The following is a 16165-nucleotide window of genomic DNA, read 5'->3' on the forward strand; positions in this document are numbered from 1 at the left end:
GCTCCGAGCCTTGCTCGTCGGCACCCATCGATTTTTTATCGCACGGACCCACAAATTCCATCGTTGTGTGGGCGCCGTGCTCTGCCTACAGTTGCGGCTCCCTGGCCAGGGTTTGTTTGATGGATTGCCCCCACCACCCACCGGAGACCCGACATGACGACCAACCCGCCACTGACCTTCCCCATCGACCGCGTGCTGACCGCCTTCGAGCAGCAGGACGTGCCCACACTGCTGGCCACGATTGCCGACGATGTGGACTTCCGCATTGACCACTACCGCGACGATGCCGACACCAGCTGGCAAATCGCCCGCAACAAGGCCGAGGCGATGGCCGTGGTGCAGCGCCTGGGGGTGGAGGTGTTCCCGCGCGGCACGAAGATCCTGCACACCCACAGCCAGCCGCTGGGCAATGACTGGGTGCTCACGCACTTTCACCAGCGCTTCTTTTATGCGGTACAACAGCGCGAAGTGGAATCCGTGACCTGGATCACCAGCCATTCGCAGAACGGCCAGGTGGACTATTTCCGCGAGACCGTCACCACCATCACCCCGGTCTGACAACCTGATCCAAGAAAGGCCCTGCCACCATGCTGTTTGACCTGCGCGCACTGGGCTACTTTGTAGCGGCCTATGAAGAGCGCTCGGTCACGGCCGCCTCGCGCCGCTGCTTTGTGGCGCAGCCGTCCATCAGCATGGCCGTCAAGGGGCTGGAGGATGCGCTCGAAACCACCCTGTTCGAGCGCAGCCGCCAGGGCCTGGCGCCTACGCCCGCCGCGCACCGGCTGTACCCCCGCGCCTGCAGCCTGCTGGCCCAGTCCAGCGCCATGGTGCGCGACTTTCGCGATGCACCACGTGAAACGCTGGGCATCTTCCTGCAGGACGACCTGATGGTGCAGCAGGCCACGCCCCTGTTCGCACACATCGCGCAGGAGCTGCCCCACACCATGGTGCGGCTCACCGCCAGCGCGCAAGAGGCGCGGCTGCGCATGGTGGCCGAGCACTGCAAGCCGCCCGGCGACACCTTTGTGCCGCTGTGGCACGAGCCCTATGTGATGCTGGTGCCCGAGCTGCACCCGCTGCGCTTCAAGAAGCGCTTTGGCCTGGCAGACATTGAAAACCTGCCCCTCATCGAGTGGCCCTATTGCCCGCTGCACCAGTCCTTCATCCGCCTGCTAGCCGAGCGGGGGATTGCGCTGCAGGTGCAGGCCAGCGCCGCGCGCGAGGAGCTGCTGCTGCACATGGTGGACGCGGGCATGGGCCTGGCCGTGGTGCCGCAGTCGCATGCAGCCCAGGCGCGCCGCGCGCTCACCCGCCCGCTGGACGGGCCCTTGGCCTTTTCGCGCCACATTGGCCTGGCCTGCGATGCGTCGGACGCGCCCCTGCTCGGGCTGCTGCACCGCCTGGCGGACGGCATGAAGGCCACCGCAGCCCAGCCCGAGCCCACGCAGCGCAGCAATGTGGTCTGATCCCCTGCCCCATCCACCCCTCAGGCCACCCCCCATGATTCTGGAAATTGCCCACCTCACCATCCGCCCCGGCCAGAACAGCGCGTTTGAACAGGCGTTTGCCCAGGCGCAGCGCATAATTGCCTCCATGCCCGGCTACCTGTCCCATGAGCTGGGGCATTGCATGGAGCGGCCACAGGACTATGTGCTGCTGGTGCGCTGGGCCACCCTGGCCGACCACGAGGTGGGTTTCCGCCAGTCCACCCAGTACCAGGAGTGGAAAGGGCTGCTGCACCATTTTTACGATCCGTTCCCCACCGTTGTGCACTTTGAGCCGGTCACGCCGGACAGGGTGTGACGGCGCCGCCACGCACGGATGCTGCAGCGCACTATTCGGGTATTGCCTGAAGATTTAGCGCACTGCGCGTGCCGTTTGGGTCCTAGAATTTGTAAAAGCGCGTATCTTCGTATCTTCATTACCGCGCGAAGGATCCAACATGAAAGCCATCCAGCAGGACATCGACGAGCGGACCAACCTCACCAGCACCAACAAGTTCGAGCTGCTGCTGTTTCGCCTGGGCATCGACAGCGCCTTGGGCAAGTCCGAGCTGTTCGGCATCAATGTCTTCAAGATCCGCGAGATCGTGGCCATGCCCAGCATCACGCCGATTGCGGGCACCACGGCCCATTCGCTTGGGGTGGTCAACCTGCGCGGACAGGTGATTCCGGTGCTGGACCTGCCCTCCATCGTGGGTTGCAAGCCACAGACGGGCCTGAACATCATGCTGGTGACAGAGTACGCACGCACCACCCAGGCGTTTGCGGTCGAGTCGGTGGAAGACATCGTGCGCCTGGACTGGAAACAGGTGCTGTCGGCGGAAACCAGCGGCGCTGCTGGCAAGCTGGTGACCAGCATTGCCCGTCTGGACGGCAACACCGACGAGTCCCGCCTCGCGCAGGTGCTGGACGTGGAAGCCATCCTGCAGATGATCTCGCCCTCTGACGGTCACGAGGTCACAGAGGAAAAGGTGGGCGCCAAGCTCAAACTCAAGCCTGGTTGCATCATCCTGGCGGCGGACGACTCGTTCGTGGCCCGTTCGCTCATCGAGCAAGAGCTCAAGGTGCTCAACGCGCCATATGAAATGGTGAAATCCGGCAAGGAGGCCTGGGACCGGCTCAATGCCATCGCCAAAAGTGCCGAGGCCGAGGGCAAGACGGTGCTTGACCGCGTGGCCATGGTGCTGACCGACCTGGAAATGCCGGAGATGGACGGCTTCACGCTGACGCGCAACATCAAGCAGGACGCCCGCTTTCATGGGCTGCCGGTGGTCATCCATTCCTCGCTGTCGGGCTCGGCCAACGAAGACCATGTGCGCAGCGTTGGGGCCGATGGCTATGTGGCCAAGTTTGTGGCGGAAGACCTGGCGGAGACCATCCGCCGCGTACTGCCCAAGTAAACCGGCGCCCTATCCGCTGGAACACAACGGCCTTGCGGGGCCGTTTGTTTTTTGCGGGTCCGATTTTTTGGTTGAATCAGTTGATTGCGTCCGTAAAACGTACTCTGATAGCTATCATTTTTGACGATATCAAGCAGCAGGCGTGCCCCATATTCACGGGTTATTACAGCCTCCATCGGCACCTGTGCATGCGCCGAGTCAACCAAAAGCCGTCCCCACGCGCTAAAGTGATTGGCCCCCTGTGCCAGACCCCTGAAATTTGTAACGCTCCACCGGAGCGCTTTTCATGGGCTTTACGGACAAGGCGGAACGCGCCCACCCGGCCGGAGTCTGATCACCATGACCTACACCATCACCCGCATTCTTTCCGCCACGGTCCTGGGGGCCCTGGTGACAGGGTGTGCCACCGTGCCGGGCGACCCTTATTACGACTCTCCGCGCTACCCGGTGTACGAACAGCCAGGCTACATCTACAGTGCCCCGCCGCCGGTGTACCAAGCGCCGCCTGTGTACCGTGCGCCTGGCGTGATCTATTCGGCCCCCCCGCCACCGCCCGCCGTCTACTACGGCGGACGTGACCGCGACGACAACCGGTGGGACAACGACCGTAACCGCAATGACTGGCGCGAAAGAGAGCGTGACCGTGACCGCGCTGAGCGCGACCGGGCAGCCCGCGAACGCGAACGCCGCGACCAGCAGGCCCGTGAACTGGATCGCCGAGCCCGAGAACAGGATCAGGCCCGCCGGGAGCAGGCCGAACGGGATCGCCGCGCTGCCGAAGACCGCCGCAACCGCGAAAACCGCCCCGGCCGCCTGGCACCCGACAGCTACACCCCGAGTCCGTACGACTGGCGCTCGCGCCAGCAGTCCAACAGCCCGGACAAGCCGTGATGGCCTGGCGCTGACCCCGCTACCCCCACAACTCTCCAGCCACCATGAAGCCACGTACCCACTCCCTCATCGCCGGCCTGTGCGTGGTCTTTCTGGGCGCACTACCTCCATTGAGTGCCCAGGCGCAGGTGGTGCGCTGCACCGACGCTGCCACGGGCAAGGTCACCTACACCGACGGCAAATGCGCCAGCGGCACCACCGTGCGTGAGGTGGAGGCCCGCAAAACTCCGCAGGAGATCCAGCAGGAGCGCGAAGAAGCCGCCGAGGCGCTGGCGCGCAAACAGCAGCGCTTGCAGGCCGAGGCGACCGCCGCCGAGACCGAATCACGGCGTAATACACAACGCGACCAGACCGCTCCTGCCAAAAACACAGACTACGCACGCTCCCCGGAGTGCGCCCGTTCACGGCGCAACCTGGATGTGGTGTTGAGCAGCGTCACCGGCGGCGGCTACGAACAAAACCTGCGGGTGGAGGCAGCGCAGCGGCAGGTCGACCTGGACTGCCTGGGCCCTCAGGGCTATGCAGAGGTGGAGAAGTCCCGCCCCCGGTCAACTAACACCACGACGCCGGTAGTCGTCGTGCCCCCACCGCATTACCCGGTGCGGCCTACGCCGGTGCAACCGCCGGCGCCCACCCCCAAAAAATTCACGCAGTGCAACGTGTTCCGCTGCTACGACGCCCAGGGCAATAGCTCCCCCCGCTGATCGGTCGCCCATGTGGGCAAGGTGAGGAGAGTGCGGATTTCTCCAGCCTCTCAGGCTCGCAACCCCTCGGCCACACTGGGGTAGCGCAACCGCAGACCCAGCTCGCGCAGCATGCGCTGGTTGTCCAGCCGGCGCGATTCGCTCATGAAACTCAGCAGCATCAGCGACAGCTGCTCTTGCGCCGTGCTGCGAGGCACGCGCGGCGGGCGAGGCAGGTCATACAGATCAGCCGCCAGATCAAAGTAGTCGCCCATCTTCATGTGGGTGGAGTCGCTCACGTTGTAGGCGCGCTGCGGACGCCCCTTCCACACAGCCGCCATGCAGGCGCGCGCCAGGTCTTCGGCATGGATGTGGTTGGTGAACACATCGTCCTCGGCCACCAGCACAGGCGTGCCCCGGCGCAAGCGGGCCTCAGGCGTACCGCCCTCGCGGTCGGGGGCGTAGATGCCCGGAATGCGCAACACGGTGGCCCGCACGCCGGCACGGCCCAAGTGGCGCACGGCGCGCTCGGCATTCACACGGCGCTGGGCGCGAGGTGTGCCGGGGGCCACGGCCCGAGTCTCTGACACCATGGCCCCCTGGCAGTCGCCATACACACCGCTGGTGGACGCGTAGGCCAACGACATTGGCAAAGTGCGCAGCCGCAGCGCGCGGGTCAGCGCCACGGTACGGGGGTCACGCCACCAGGCATCGCCCCCTGCGCCCTCCCCCGGCGGGGGCGCCAGATGCAGCACCCGCGTCGCCAGGCCGGACAGCCTGCGCAAAGTGCCCGCATCGTCCAGATTGCCCACCAGAGGCCGGGCCCCTTGTGCCCGCAGCTCCGCCACCCGCCCAGCGCTGGAGGTCAGTGCCAGCACCTGCATGCGCCCGGCCCCGGGGCCCGCCTGCAGATGGCGCAGCACCCGTTGACCTACATCACCACAGCCCACGATGAGCAGGCGTTCGCGACGAAAGCGCGCTGGCAGCGCGCCGAGGGGGTTCTGGTTTGAGGGCAAAATCGGGTCCGTTTGCTTAGCTAGAGACGACTCCAAGGATACCCACACATGACCAGCGCCGAGGCTGCCACCACCGCAGCGTTTCAGATCACCGTGCAGCCCAGTGGCCGCGCTTTCAGTGCCAATGCGGGCGAAGCCATCCTGGCCGCCGCCATCCGCAGTGGCGTGGGCCTGCCCTACGGCTGCAAGGACGGCGCCTGTGGCTCGTGCAAGTGCAAAAAACTCAGCGGCACCGTGCAGCACGGCGCCCACCAATCCAAGGCCCTCACGGCCGATGAAGAGGCCGCAGGCCTGGTGCTGACCTGCTGCGCACAGCCACTGTCCGACGTGGTGCTCGAATCGCGCCAGGTCACCGACGAAAGCGCCTACCCCGTCAAGAAGATGCCAGTGCGCGTGGCCTCGCTCGAAAAGAAATCAGACGATGTGATGCAGGTGCGCCTGCAGCTGCCTGCCGCAGACACCTTCCGATACCACGCGGGCCAGTACATTGAGTTCATCCTGCGTGACGGCGCCCGACGCGCTTACTCGATGGCCAACGCGCCGCACACCCAGGCAGAGGCACCGGGTGTGGAGCTACACATTCGACACATGGCCGGCGGCAAGTTCACCGACCATGTGTTTGGGGCGATGAAGGAGAAGGAAATCCTGCGTGTCGAAGGTCCGTTTGGCAGTTTTTTCCTGCGCGAAGACTCCGACAAGCCCATCGTGCTGTTGGCATCCGGCACCGGCTTTGCCCCCATCAAAGCGCTGATCGAGCACCTGCAGTTCAAGGGCATCAGCCGCCCCACCGTGTTGTACTGGGGCGGCCGTCGCCCTGGCGATCTGTACCTGGCCGACTGGGTGCAGGCCCGCGTGGCCGAATTGCCGTGGTTGCGCTACGTTCCGGTCATTTCCAACGCGCTGCCCGAGGACGGCTGGACCGGCCGCACAGGCTTTGTGCATCAGGCGGTGCTGGACGACTTTGCGGATCTCTCAGGTCACCAGGTCTATGCCTGCGGCGCGCCCATCGTGGTCGAGTCCGCCCGTGACGCCTACAGCGCCCAGCGCGGCCTGCCGCCGGAAGAGTTTTTTGCCGACGCATTCACGTCGGAAGCCGACAAACACGGCGGCTGACACGCCCCCGCAAGGCCGATAAAGACACCTGGACCACGACCCATGGTGCGTGCAGCGCCCGCCCCGCCAGCCCCGCAGGGCGCGCCCCGCCGCTGGCATCAAGTCCGGCGCGGAGGCTTCATTGCCACGCTGCTGTGCCTGGCGGCCCTGCTGGTGTGGGGCGCGGGCGAATGGGCAGAACAGAGCGAACGCGACGCCCAGTGGGACAACCTGCGCCGCCTGGGCGAGGTGCAAGCCCTGGCGCTGCGTGGCGTGGCCACGCGCTACAACTACCTGCCCTTCACCACCGCGCAGCACCCGCTGGTGCGCCAGTTATTGCAGCAACCTTCATCGCAGGCCGTACGCGACGCAGCCAATGTCTACCTGCAGGCGGTGAACCAGCATGCGGGCTCCGACATGCTGTACGTGATGGACCCGCAGGGCCTCACCCTCGCGTCCAGCAACTGGGACACCCCCAACAGCTTTGTGCACCAGAACTACGGCAACCGGCCGTACTTTCGCGATGCCCTGGCGGGCCAGACGGGCCGCTTTTATGGCGTGGGCAAGACCACGGGCGAACCCGGCCTGTTTGTCTCGGCCCCCGTGGTCGATGCGGGCCGCGTGATCGGCGTGGTGGCGGTCAAGGTGCGCATGGAACCCATCTCGGACCCATGGGCCCAGCTGCGCGATCCAGTGTTCGTGACGGACGAGCGGGGCATCGTCTTTCTCGGCTCCGTGCCCGGCTGGCTCTACCGCACCAGCCGGCCCTTGCCCACCCCACTCGTGCAGCAGCTGCAGCACAACGAACAGTACGGCACAGGATGGACCCCGCGCGCCGTGCCCTGGACCCTGCGCCCCCAAGACGACCCGCCCGGTGCCGAACTGCGCCTGGACGGCACGGGCGGCAAAAGCTACCTGGCGTTCGAAGAGAAGCTGCCCGACCTGGGCTGGACCCTCACCGTCACTGCCGACAGCCGCGTGGTGGCCCTGGCGCGGCAACAGGCCTGGGCGCTGGCCACGCTGGCGTCGGGCCTACTGGTGCTGGGTGCGCTGTACTGGCAGTTGCGCGAGCGGCGCCTCGCCGAAAACCGGCTGGCCCGCATCGAACTGGAGCAGCGCGTACAAGAGCGTACCCACGCGCTGCAGCAGGCACAGGCGTTCCGCCAGTCCATGGAGGACTCGCTGCTGGTGGGCATGCGCGCCCGCGACCTCGAAGGGCGCATCGTCTATGTCAACGCGGCCATGTGCGATATGGTGGGCTACCGGGCCGACGAACTCATCGGCCAGCTGCCGCCCTACCCGTACTGGCACCCTGACGAGCTGGACCGACACTGGAACGACAGCGACACCGTGCTGGCTGGCAACGCGTTTCCGCAGGGGCGGGAGAACCGGCTGAGGCACCGTGACGGGTCGGACGTGTACACGATGTTCTACACCACACGCCTGATCGACGGCAGCGGCCAGCACATCGGCTGGATGAGTTCGGTGGTCAACATCACCGCGCAGAAGCGGGCCGAAGAGCAGCAGCAGCAGCGCGAGACCCAGCTGCAGCGGGTACAGCGCGTGATCACTGTCGGCGAGATGGCATCCACCCTGGCCCACGAGCTGAACCAGCCGCTGGCCGCCCTGGTCAACTATGCGGCTGCCGCACGGGCGCTGGCCGCCCAGGGCAAGACCGGCCCCCTCCACGACAGCCTGGAGGCCCTGTCGGCCCAGGCGCTGCGGGCCGCCGACATCGTGGGTCGTATCCGCCGCTGGGTGCGCCAGCACCCTGAAAGCCGCGAGCCTTGCGATCTGTCTGCCATCGTGGAGCAGTCGCTGGAGCTGCTCTTGCGCGCCGAGGCTCGCCGCCAGGGGATCCCTGTGCGTGTGGAACAGGCCGGCGCCCCTTTGCCGGTGAACGCAGACCGCGTGCTGCTGGAGCAGGTGGTGATCAACCTGGGCCTGAACGCCCTGCAGGCCATGCAGACCCACCAGCCCCCGCCCGGCGGGCACGAATTGCGGCTGCGCATGGCCGCAGACGATGGCCAAGCGCTGGTGCAAGTGCTGGACCGGGGCCCAGGCCTGCCGCCCGGCATCGCCGAGCGCCTGTTCGAGCCTTTCTTCACCACACGTTCCGACGGTCTCGGCCTGGGTCTCAACATCTGCCGCTCCATCATTGAAAGCATGGGGGGCCAATTACAGGCCCGCAATCGCGAGGGCGGCGGCGCGGTCTTCGAGATCCGCCTGCCCTGCCCCCCCGCCACCGAGAATGCCACCGCGCCATGACCTACGACACTGCCCCCATCGCCGCTGACTCGCTGGACCCCACTGTGGTCTACATCGTGGACGACGACGAAGGCGTGCGCCAATCGCTGGCCGCACTGCTGCTCGCACGCGGGTACACGGTGCGTGCCTTTGACGGCGGCGAGGCCTTTCTGGCGCAGGCTGCACTGGACCACCCCGGCTGCGTGCTGCTGGACCTGCGCATGGAAGGCTTGAGCGGGCTGCAGGTATTCCACGAACTCGGCCAGCGCCACAGCGCGCTCAAGACCGTGTTCCTATCGGCCCACGGTGAGCTGTCCTCCGCCGTGGCAGCCGTCAAACAAGGGGCGGTGGACTGGCTCGAAAAACCGTGCAACGAAGCCACCTTGCTGGCCGCTGTCGAAAAGGCCTCCACGCTGTCGCAAACGCAGGCACGGCAGACACAACGGCAGCACCAGCTGCGCGAGCGCTGGAACGCCCTGAGTCCACGCCAGCAAGAGGTGGCCCAGCTGCTGGGCACGGGCCTCAGCAGCAAGGAAGTGGCCCGTGCACTGGCGCAGCGTGACCCGGAGCGCCCCATCGACCCGCGCACCGTGGACACACACCGGTCCGCCATCTTCCTGAAGCTGGACATCCGCTCGTCGCACGAACTGGGCATGCTGGTGGAAGACCTGGGCGTGGCGCTCAGCGCGCCTCGTACGACATGAACGTCCCCGCCTGACCATCACCCCCTCAGGGCTTCATAAGCTTTCTTACGATTTTTTTGCACAATGGCGCCCATGAACCGCAGAAACCTCATCCTCCTCGCCACCGCCGCTGCCACCGCAACGGCTTTTTCGTCCCCCGCCGTCTGGGCTCAGGATGCCGGCCAGCCCATCCGCCTGATCGTGCCGTATGCCCCGGGCGGCCCCATCGACGTCACGGCCCGCGCACTGGCCGAGCGCGTGCGCGAATCGCTGGGCACGGTCATCATCGACAACAAGGGCGGCGCGGGCGGCAACATCGGCGCCGACGCGATTGCCAAGGCTGCACCCGATGGCCTGACCATTGGCATCGCGGCCACCGCCACCCATGCAGTCAACCCCTGGCTGTATGCCCGCATGCCCTATGACGCAGGCAAGGACTTTGCCGGCATCACGCAGATGGTGCGCGTGCCCAATGTGCTGGTCATGAACGCCGCCAAGGCCGAGCAGCTCAAGATCCATACCGTGACCGACCTCATCGCCTACGCCAAGGCCAACCCCGCCAAGCTCAACTACGGCAGTGGCGGCAACGGCAGCGCAGGCCACCTGGCGGGTGAGATGTTCAAGCAACGTGCCGGCATCTACGCGCTGCACATCCCCTACCGGGGCGCCAACCCGGCCCAGCTGGCACTGCTGGCGGGCGAGGTGGACTTCAACATCGACAATCTGGCCGCCGCAGCGCCCAACATCCGCGCAGGCAAGCTCAAGGCGCTGGCCGTGACCTCGCTCGACGCCTCGGCCTCGCTGCCCGGCGTGCCGCCACTGTCCGCGACTTTCAAGGGTTTTTCCATCGACACCTGGTGGGGCCTGGTGGCGCCGGCCGCGACGCCCAAGCCCATCATCGACAAGCTGAACAAGGCTTTTGTGGCGGCACTGAACGCGCCCGAAACGAAGACCCGCTTTGCCGCATTGCTAGCGGAGCCCGTGGCCACCACGCCGCAGCAGTTCGACAGCTTCATGGCCAGCGAGCGTGCCAAGTACCAGCAGGTGGTGAAGGCGTCCGGGGCAAAAGTCGATTGACGCCCTGAGACACAATCCGCTCGGTGCTGCCGCCTGAGGCGGCACCTCTTCGATGCCGTCCACGCCTGCGCGGGCAGGCTTGGGGCTGCGGCCTCCCAGCCCCCGAGAGAGACGCCACCCGAGGCCCGGCGGAGCCGGTTCCACGGTGGCACTGGCGTTGGACCACGTCAGTTTCATCTGTCGCACACACAGCCAATGCAGACGGGATTATTCTTAAGCCTTTTCAGGCCCTAGCGCTTACCTATAAAGCGCAAAAAGCTCCCAATTTAGGAGCAAATTATTCACCCACCAAAGTGCCCACCCAAGCCGGGCCTTCCAGCTGGTGGATGTCCTGAGTCGCTACGGCCTGCAACGCCGACGCATCCACCCGCCCAGGCACCAGATCGGCCAGGGGGCGCAGCACGAACGCGCGCTCGGCCATGCGGGGGTGGGGCACGGTGAGTGTGGGGGTGTCGATCACCTGGTCGCCAAACCACAGAATGTCGAGGTCCAGCGTGCGCGGCGCGTTGCGGTAGGGGCGCTCGCGGCCGGCAGATAGCTCGATGGCTTGCAGGGCACCCAGCAGGGCGTCAGGTGCCAGGGTCGTTGTCAGCTCGGCCACGGCGTTGAGGTAGTCCGGGCCACCGGCATCGACCGGTGCGCTGCCATAGAGCGGCGACACGCGCAGGACCCGCGTGCCGGGCAATTGACCCATGGCCGCCAAAGCCTTGCGCAAGGCGGCTTGCCGCTCTCCCAGATTGGCCCCCAGGCCCACATAGACCCGAGAGGGCCGCTCAGCCTGCTCCCCCACGTCCGGCCAACTCACTCGCCAGCGGCAGCAGGTGCTGCACCTTCGCCGCCACCACCACCGGGCTTGCGGCGACGACGGCGGCGCTTCTTGGGCGCGCCACTTTCGGCGGCCCATTCGGTCTCGCCGCCCGCATGGTCAGTGTCTTGGACGGTGCCCGGGGCACGTGGTGCCGCAGCAGGTGCACTGCGAGGCACACGCTTGACCACAGGCTGCGCTTTCTGGCGGGCCTTCTGCTCTTCCTTGGCCTGGTCCATCAGGTCGTCGCGGCGCTCATCGTCCGCCGCCTGGAAGTCTTGCCACCACTCGGCCAGGGCCTCCTCGACTTCGCCCACATCGGCGCGCAGGCGCATGAAGTCGAACCCGGCGCGAAAGCGCGGCTGCATGACCATGCCGAACGGCGTGTTGCCCACGCGCTTTTCAAAACGCGGCTGCATCACCCAGATCTCACGCATGTCGGCGGCCAGCTTGCCGCGGCCCGACACGTCGCCAATGCGTTTGTCGAACACCTCGTCGATGGCCTCTTGCAGCGCGGGCAGCGGGTGTTGGCGCTGGTTCAGGCGCTCCTGCCAGCCATTGCGCACGTCTTCCCACAGCACGCAGGCCAGCAAGAAGCTGGGGGCCACAGGCTTGCCTTCGTTCACGCGGCGGTCGGTGTCCACCAGGGCCGCCTTCACAAACGGCGTGTCGGCGCGCTCCACGGCCACGTCCAGCAGCGGGTAGATGCCCTTGGACATGCCCAGCTTGCGCAGCTGCTCGATGGTGGCGATGGCGTGCCCGGTCTGCAGCAGCTTGAGCATTTCGTCAAACATGCGGCTTTGAGGCACCTCGGCCAGCAGGGCCTGCGACTGCACCAGCGGCGCGGCCGACTTGGCATCGATGCTGAAGCCCAGCGGGCTGAGCTTGGCCGCAAAACGCACGGCGCGGATGATGCGCACCGGGTCTTCGCGGTAGCGCGTGGCGGGGTCGCCAATCATGCGCAGCGTCTTCTTCTTCGCGTCCTGCAAACCCTTGTGGTAGTCGACCACGATCTGGCTGACCGGGTCGTAGTACATGGCGTTCACGGTGAAGTCGCGGCGCGTCGCGTCTTCGTCCTGCGGGCCCCAGACGTTGTCGCGCAGCACGCGGCCGCTGGCGTCCACGGCATGCTGCATGCCCGACAGCTGCGCCTTGCTGGTCTTTTCGTTGCCAGCCACCTGACCCGCTGCGGCATTGTCGAGGTAGGCGCGGAAGGTGGAGACCTCGATCACCTCGTGCTCGCGGCCCCGGCCGTGCACCACATGCACGATGCGAAAGCGCTTGCCGATGATGAACGCGCGGCGAAACAGGCCCTTGACCTGCTCGGGCGTGGCGTTGGTGGCCACGTCAAAGTCCTTGGGACGCAGGCCCAGCAACAGGTCGCGCACAGCGCCACCCACGATGTAGGCCTCGAAGCCGGCGTCCTTGAGCGTCTGCACCACCTCGGCGGCGCGGCGGTCCACCAGCTCGGGGTTGATGCCGTGCACGCTGGCGGGCACCTCTTCGCGCTTGCCGAAATGGGGCTTGCCGCCGGAGGTCCCGGGCGTCGATTTGCCCAGCAGTTTGTCGATGAACTTCTTGATCATGGGTAGGGAGATATCAGGGGACTGCGAGCGCAGGGGGTCAGGAGGCCGTCTGGCTGGCAGGCTCGGCAAACAGGTCCAGTATGCGCCAGCCGCGCTCCTGGGCCAGGGCGCGCAGGCGCGGGTCGGGGTTGGTGGCGACCGGGTGGTTCACCTTCTCCAGCAGGGGCACGTCGTTCATGGAGTCGCTGTAGAAGGTGCTCTCCACGTCGGCCCAGCTGAGCTGCCGCTCGGCCAGCCATTGTTCCATGCGGCGCACCTTGCCTTCGCGCATGGTCGGGATACCGTCAATCTCGCCGGTGTACCAGCCGCTGGCGTCGCGCACCAGCTGCACGGCCAGCAGCTGCGGCACCCCCAGCGCCTGGGCGATGGGGGTGGTCACGAACTCGTTGGTGGCAGTGACGATCACCACCTCGTCGCCCGCTGCCTGATGCTGGCGGATCAGGTCGAGCGCCTGGGGCTGGATGGCGGGGGTGATGACCTCGCGCATGAACTGCTGGTGCGCCGCCGCTGCGGCCTCGGGCCCGCGCAGGCGCACGGCCTCGGTCGCAAAACGCACGTAGTCGTGCACATCGAGCGTTCCCGCCTGGTAGTGGGCATAGAACTCGTCGTTGCGGCGCGCGAACTCCACCGGGTCGTTCCAGCCGATGCGGATGGTGAACTCGCCCCACTCGTAGTCAGAGTCGAGCGGCAGCAGCGTGTGGTCCAGGTCAAACAGCGCCAAGCGAAGGCGGCTTCTTTGCATTTCAATCATTCAATAAGTTGCGCTGCGCGAGCGGTTGCAAAAACTGTCGCTGCCCAAACCCAGCGGCCGCCGCGCAAGGGCCGCCCCGCCGCGCTGGCGGCGTCCTCCTTCCCGCGGTGCGCAGCACAGCGAGAGAAGGGGGAAGCGGCGCAGCCGCTCAGGGGGTTGTCCCTCATTTTTTATTCCGACTCGAGCATTGTCTTGAGCAGCGGAATCGTGATGGCACGCTGGGTGCGCAAGGCAAAGGCGTCGAGCTGGTCCAGCAGCTGCATCAGGCTGCCCAGGTCGCGCGAAAAGCGGTTGAGCATGTAGTCCATGACTTCGTCGCCCAGGAACACGCCGCGCGCATCGGCCTCCTGGCGCAGCACGGCGCGGCGCTCGGCCTCGCCCAGCAGTTGCAGCTGGAACACATGGCCCCAGCCCAAACGGCTGCGCAGGTCGTCGCGCAGCGGCAAGTCGGCGGGGGGCAGATCGCCAGCAGCCAGCACCCAGCGCTGGCTACCGCTGGCGGGGCTGATGGCATTGACGAACCAGTTGAAGGCCGTGGCCTGCTGGGCGGTGCTGTACAGGTGCACGTCGTCCATGACCACGGCGGCCCAGCGCTCGTCAAAGTCTGGCGGCTCACCCACCGAGGGGTCGAGCCAGCCCACGCTGGAGCCCTGCTCGCGCAGGGCCTGGCGCACGGCCTGGAGCAAATGGGTCTTGCCGCTGCCCGGCTCGCCCCAGAGGTAGGTGGGCACCGGGGAGCGGGTGGCTTCGCTGCTGCCCGCCCCGGCGGCCAGGCGCAGGTGCTGCAGCGCGGCCTCGTTGGGCCCGGCAAAAAAACGCTCCAGAGTGGGCCCGGTGGCCAGGCCGATGTCCAGCGCCAGTTGCTTCATCGTCATGCGCGGCGCCCGCACAGTACAGGCTGAACCGTGGCGGAAGGTGCGAAAGCGGCGGTCAGGAAGAGGGTCAGCAGCGGCATCACAAGTGGGTGGGAAGGCACCGGGCCGTCGATGACTGCGGCCAGGCGCGGCGACAAGGTGGCATACGGCGCGTGGTCACCGACCGGCTCCCTCGCAGGGGCTGGGCGACAATGGCCGCGATTTTAGTCTGCTGCCAGCCCCCTGGGCCGCCGCCCGGCACCACCGTCCCCTGCCTTGCACCATGCCACCTCCCGCCGCCCCCGCCAAGCGCCTGCCCGCCAGCATCTGGGCGCTGGGCTTCGTCAGCCTGCTGATGGACGTGTCGTCCGAGATGATCCACAGCCTGCTGCCGGTGTTTCTGGTCACCACGCTGGGCGTGAGCATGCTCACGGTGGGCCTGATCGAGGGCGCGGCCGAGGCCACGGCGCTGGTACTCAAGGTGTTTTCGGGGGTGTTGAGCGACTGGTGGGGGCGGCGCAAGCCACTGGCGGTGCTGGGCTATGGGCTCGGTGCACTGTCCAAACCCCTGTTTGCCATCGCTCCCACCGTGGGCCTGGTGGTCACGGCGCGCCTGCTGGACCGGGTGGGCAAGGGCATACGCGGCGCGCCGCGCGACGCGCTGGTGGCCGACCTTGCGCCGCCCGGCATGCGGGGCGCGGCATTCGGGCTGCGGCAGTCCCTGGACACCGTGGGCGCCTTTCTGGGCCCACTGCTGGCCATGGGGCTGATGCTGCTGTGGGCCAATGACTTCCGCGCCGTGTTCTGGATGGCCGTGATTCCGGCCGCCCTGTGCGTGGCACTGCTCCTGGTGGGCGTGCGCGAGCCCGAGCGCGCCTCCAGCGCCGTGCGCACCAACCCCATCCGCCGCGAGAACCTGCGCCGCCTGGGTGGCGCCTACTGGTGGGTGGTGGCGCTGGGCGCCGTGTTCACGCTGGCACGCTTCAGCGAGGCGTTTCTGGTGCTGCGCGTGCAACAGGGTGGCCTGCCGCTGGCGTGGACGCCCCTGGTGCTGGTGCTGATGAACGTGGTGTTTGCACTGGGCGCCTACCCGCTGGGCAAACTGGCAGACAGCACCCGCCACACCACGCTGCTGGCCTGGGGGCTGGTGGCGCTGATCGCTGCCGATGCGCTGCTGGCCCTCAGCGACCGGGGCGCCGCCGCCTGGCTGGGGATTGCGCTGTGGGGCCTGCACATGGCCATGACGCAAGGGCTGCTGGCCACCATGGTGGCCGACACCGCACCAGCCGACCTGCGGGGCACGGCGTTTGGCATGTTCAACCTGGTCAGCGGCGTGGCGCTGCTGGTGGCCAGCGGCCTGGCAGGCCTGCTGTGGGACCGGCTGGGCGCCAGCGCCACGTTTGGCGCCGGAATCCTGTTTGCCACGCTCGCGCTGGCGGGTGTGCTGGTGCAATCTGCCCGGCACGGCCGCGCCCCAAAGCCCCCTGCCACACAGGGCTGAGAAAGTGCGTCAGGGCGTGCCCCTTAAAATCCCCGGATTCCAGCCCGCCCGGCGGGCCTACCAGCACCACACCACCC

The 16165-nt window shown here is 67.0% G+C and carries 16 protein-coding genes; 11 read left to right on the plus strand and 5 right to left on the minus strand.

All coding sequences use genetic code 11. From position 1 onward, the window contains the following. Positions 1–153 precede the first annotated feature (153 nt). The 6 genes from CLU87_RS14835 to CLU87_RS14860 all read left to right on the plus strand — a co-directional run bounded on the left by CLU87_RS14835 (position 154) and on the right by CLU87_RS14860 (position 4497). Positions 154–558: a hypothetical protein gene (locus tag CLU87_RS14835; protein ID WP_099730947.1), complete on the plus strand. Its 405-nt coding sequence runs from the start codon at positions 154–156 to the stop codon at positions 556–558. Positions 559–587: 29 nt separating this feature from the next. After that, positions 588–1466, plus strand: a complete 879-nt coding sequence (locus tag CLU87_RS14840; RefSeq protein ID WP_099730948.1) for a LysR family transcriptional regulator — start codon at positions 588–590, stop codon at positions 1464–1466. A 34-nt stretch (positions 1467–1500) separates the two neighbouring features. Then, on the plus strand, positions 1501–1803 hold the full coding sequence (locus CLU87_RS14845; protein ID WP_099730949.1) for an antibiotic biosynthesis monooxygenase: 303 nt from the start codon (positions 1501–1503) through the stop codon (positions 1801–1803). Positions 1804–1942: 139 nt separating this feature from the next. Further along, a complete protein-coding gene (locus CLU87_RS14850) occupies positions 1943–2902 on the plus strand; it encodes a chemotaxis protein (protein ID WP_015015359.1) in 960 nt (319 codons plus the stop codon). Positions 2903–3241: 339 nt separating this feature from the next. After that, positions 3242–3793 carry a hypothetical protein gene (locus tag CLU87_RS14855; protein ID WP_099730950.1) on the plus strand — a complete coding sequence of 184 codons (552 nt, stop codon included), beginning with the start codon at positions 3242–3244 and terminating at the stop codon, positions 3791–3793. 44 nt (positions 3794–3837) lie between these two features. After that, the gene (locus CLU87_RS14860; protein ID WP_099730951.1) at positions 3838–4497 is read left to right on the plus strand and encodes a DUF4124 domain-containing protein; all 660 of its coding nucleotides are present in this window, start codon (positions 3838–3840) and stop codon (positions 4495–4497) included. A 50-nt stretch (positions 4498–4547) separates the two neighbouring features. Here the strand turns inward: CLU87_RS14860 and CLU87_RS14865 are convergent, their stop codons facing one another. Next, complete coding sequence (locus CLU87_RS14865; RefSeq protein WP_099730952.1) at positions 4548–5492, minus strand: SDR family oxidoreductase; 945 nt, start codon at positions 5490–5492, stop codon at positions 4548–4550. A 48-nt stretch (positions 5493–5540) separates the two neighbouring features. Between CLU87_RS14865 and CLU87_RS14870 the strand changes: the two genes are divergently transcribed. From CLU87_RS14870 to CLU87_RS14885, 4 genes are all read left to right on the plus strand, one after another. Further along, a complete protein-coding gene (locus CLU87_RS14870) occupies positions 5541–6605 on the plus strand; it encodes a CDP-6-deoxy-delta-3,4-glucoseen reductase (protein WP_099730953.1) in 1065 nt (354 codons plus the stop codon). Between the two features lie 42 nt (positions 6606–6647). Then, entirely contained in the window at positions 6648–8852 is a 2205-nt protein-coding gene (locus tag CLU87_RS14875) for an ATP-binding protein (RefSeq protein ID WP_233193794.1), read from the plus strand. Then, a complete protein-coding gene (locus CLU87_RS14880; protein ID WP_099730954.1) occupies positions 8849–9535 on the plus strand; it encodes a response regulator transcription factor in 687 nt (228 codons plus the stop codon). The genes CLU87_RS14875 and CLU87_RS14880 overlap by 4 nt, the downstream gene beginning before the upstream one ends. Before the next feature lie 72 nt (positions 9536–9607). Further along, complete coding sequence (locus CLU87_RS14885; RefSeq protein ID WP_056748292.1) at positions 9608–10591, plus strand: tripartite tricarboxylate transporter substrate binding protein; 984 nt, start codon at positions 9608–9610, stop codon at positions 10589–10591. A gap of 277 nt (positions 10592–10868) precedes the next feature. Here the strand turns inward: CLU87_RS14885 and folK are convergent, their stop codons facing one another. The 4 genes from folK to hda form a co-directional block, all read right to left on the minus strand. After that, positions 10869–11396: a 2-amino-4-hydroxy-6-hydroxymethyldihydropteridine diphosphokinase gene (gene folK, locus CLU87_RS14890; RefSeq protein WP_233193795.1), complete on the minus strand. Its 528-nt coding sequence runs from the start codon at positions 11394–11396 to the stop codon at positions 10869–10871. Beyond that, complete coding sequence (gene pcnB / locus CLU87_RS14895; RefSeq protein WP_056066705.1) at positions 11393–12982, minus strand: polynucleotide adenylyltransferase PcnB; 1590 nt, start codon at positions 12980–12982, stop codon at positions 11393–11395. Before pcnB ends, folK begins: the two co-directional genes overlap by 4 nt. Positions 12983–13019: 37 nt before the next feature. Continuing rightward, positions 13020–13724, minus strand: coding sequence for an HAD family phosphatase (locus CLU87_RS14900; protein WP_225581034.1), 705 nt, complete (start codon positions 13722–13724; stop codon positions 13020–13022). Positions 13725–13903: 179 nt separating this feature from the next. After that, the gene (hda, locus tag CLU87_RS14905) at positions 13904–14602 is read right to left on the minus strand and encodes a DnaA regulatory inactivator Hda (RefSeq protein WP_056066700.1); all 699 of its coding nucleotides are present in this window, start codon (positions 14600–14602) and stop codon (positions 13904–13906) included. A 268-nt stretch (positions 14603–14870) separates the two neighbouring features. On the opposite strand from hda, the gene CLU87_RS14910 reads away from it, so the two are divergent. Beyond that, positions 14871–16088 carry an MFS transporter gene (locus tag CLU87_RS14910; protein ID WP_099730956.1) on the plus strand — a complete coding sequence of 406 codons (1218 nt, stop codon included), beginning with the start codon at positions 14871–14873 and terminating at the stop codon, positions 16086–16088. Positions 16089–16165 lie beyond the last annotated feature (77 nt).

The organism is Acidovorax sp. 59 (assembly GCF_002754175.1).
Taxonomy (GTDB): Bacteria; Pseudomonadota; Gammaproteobacteria; order Burkholderiales; family Burkholderiaceae_C; genus Acidovorax; species Acidovorax delafieldii.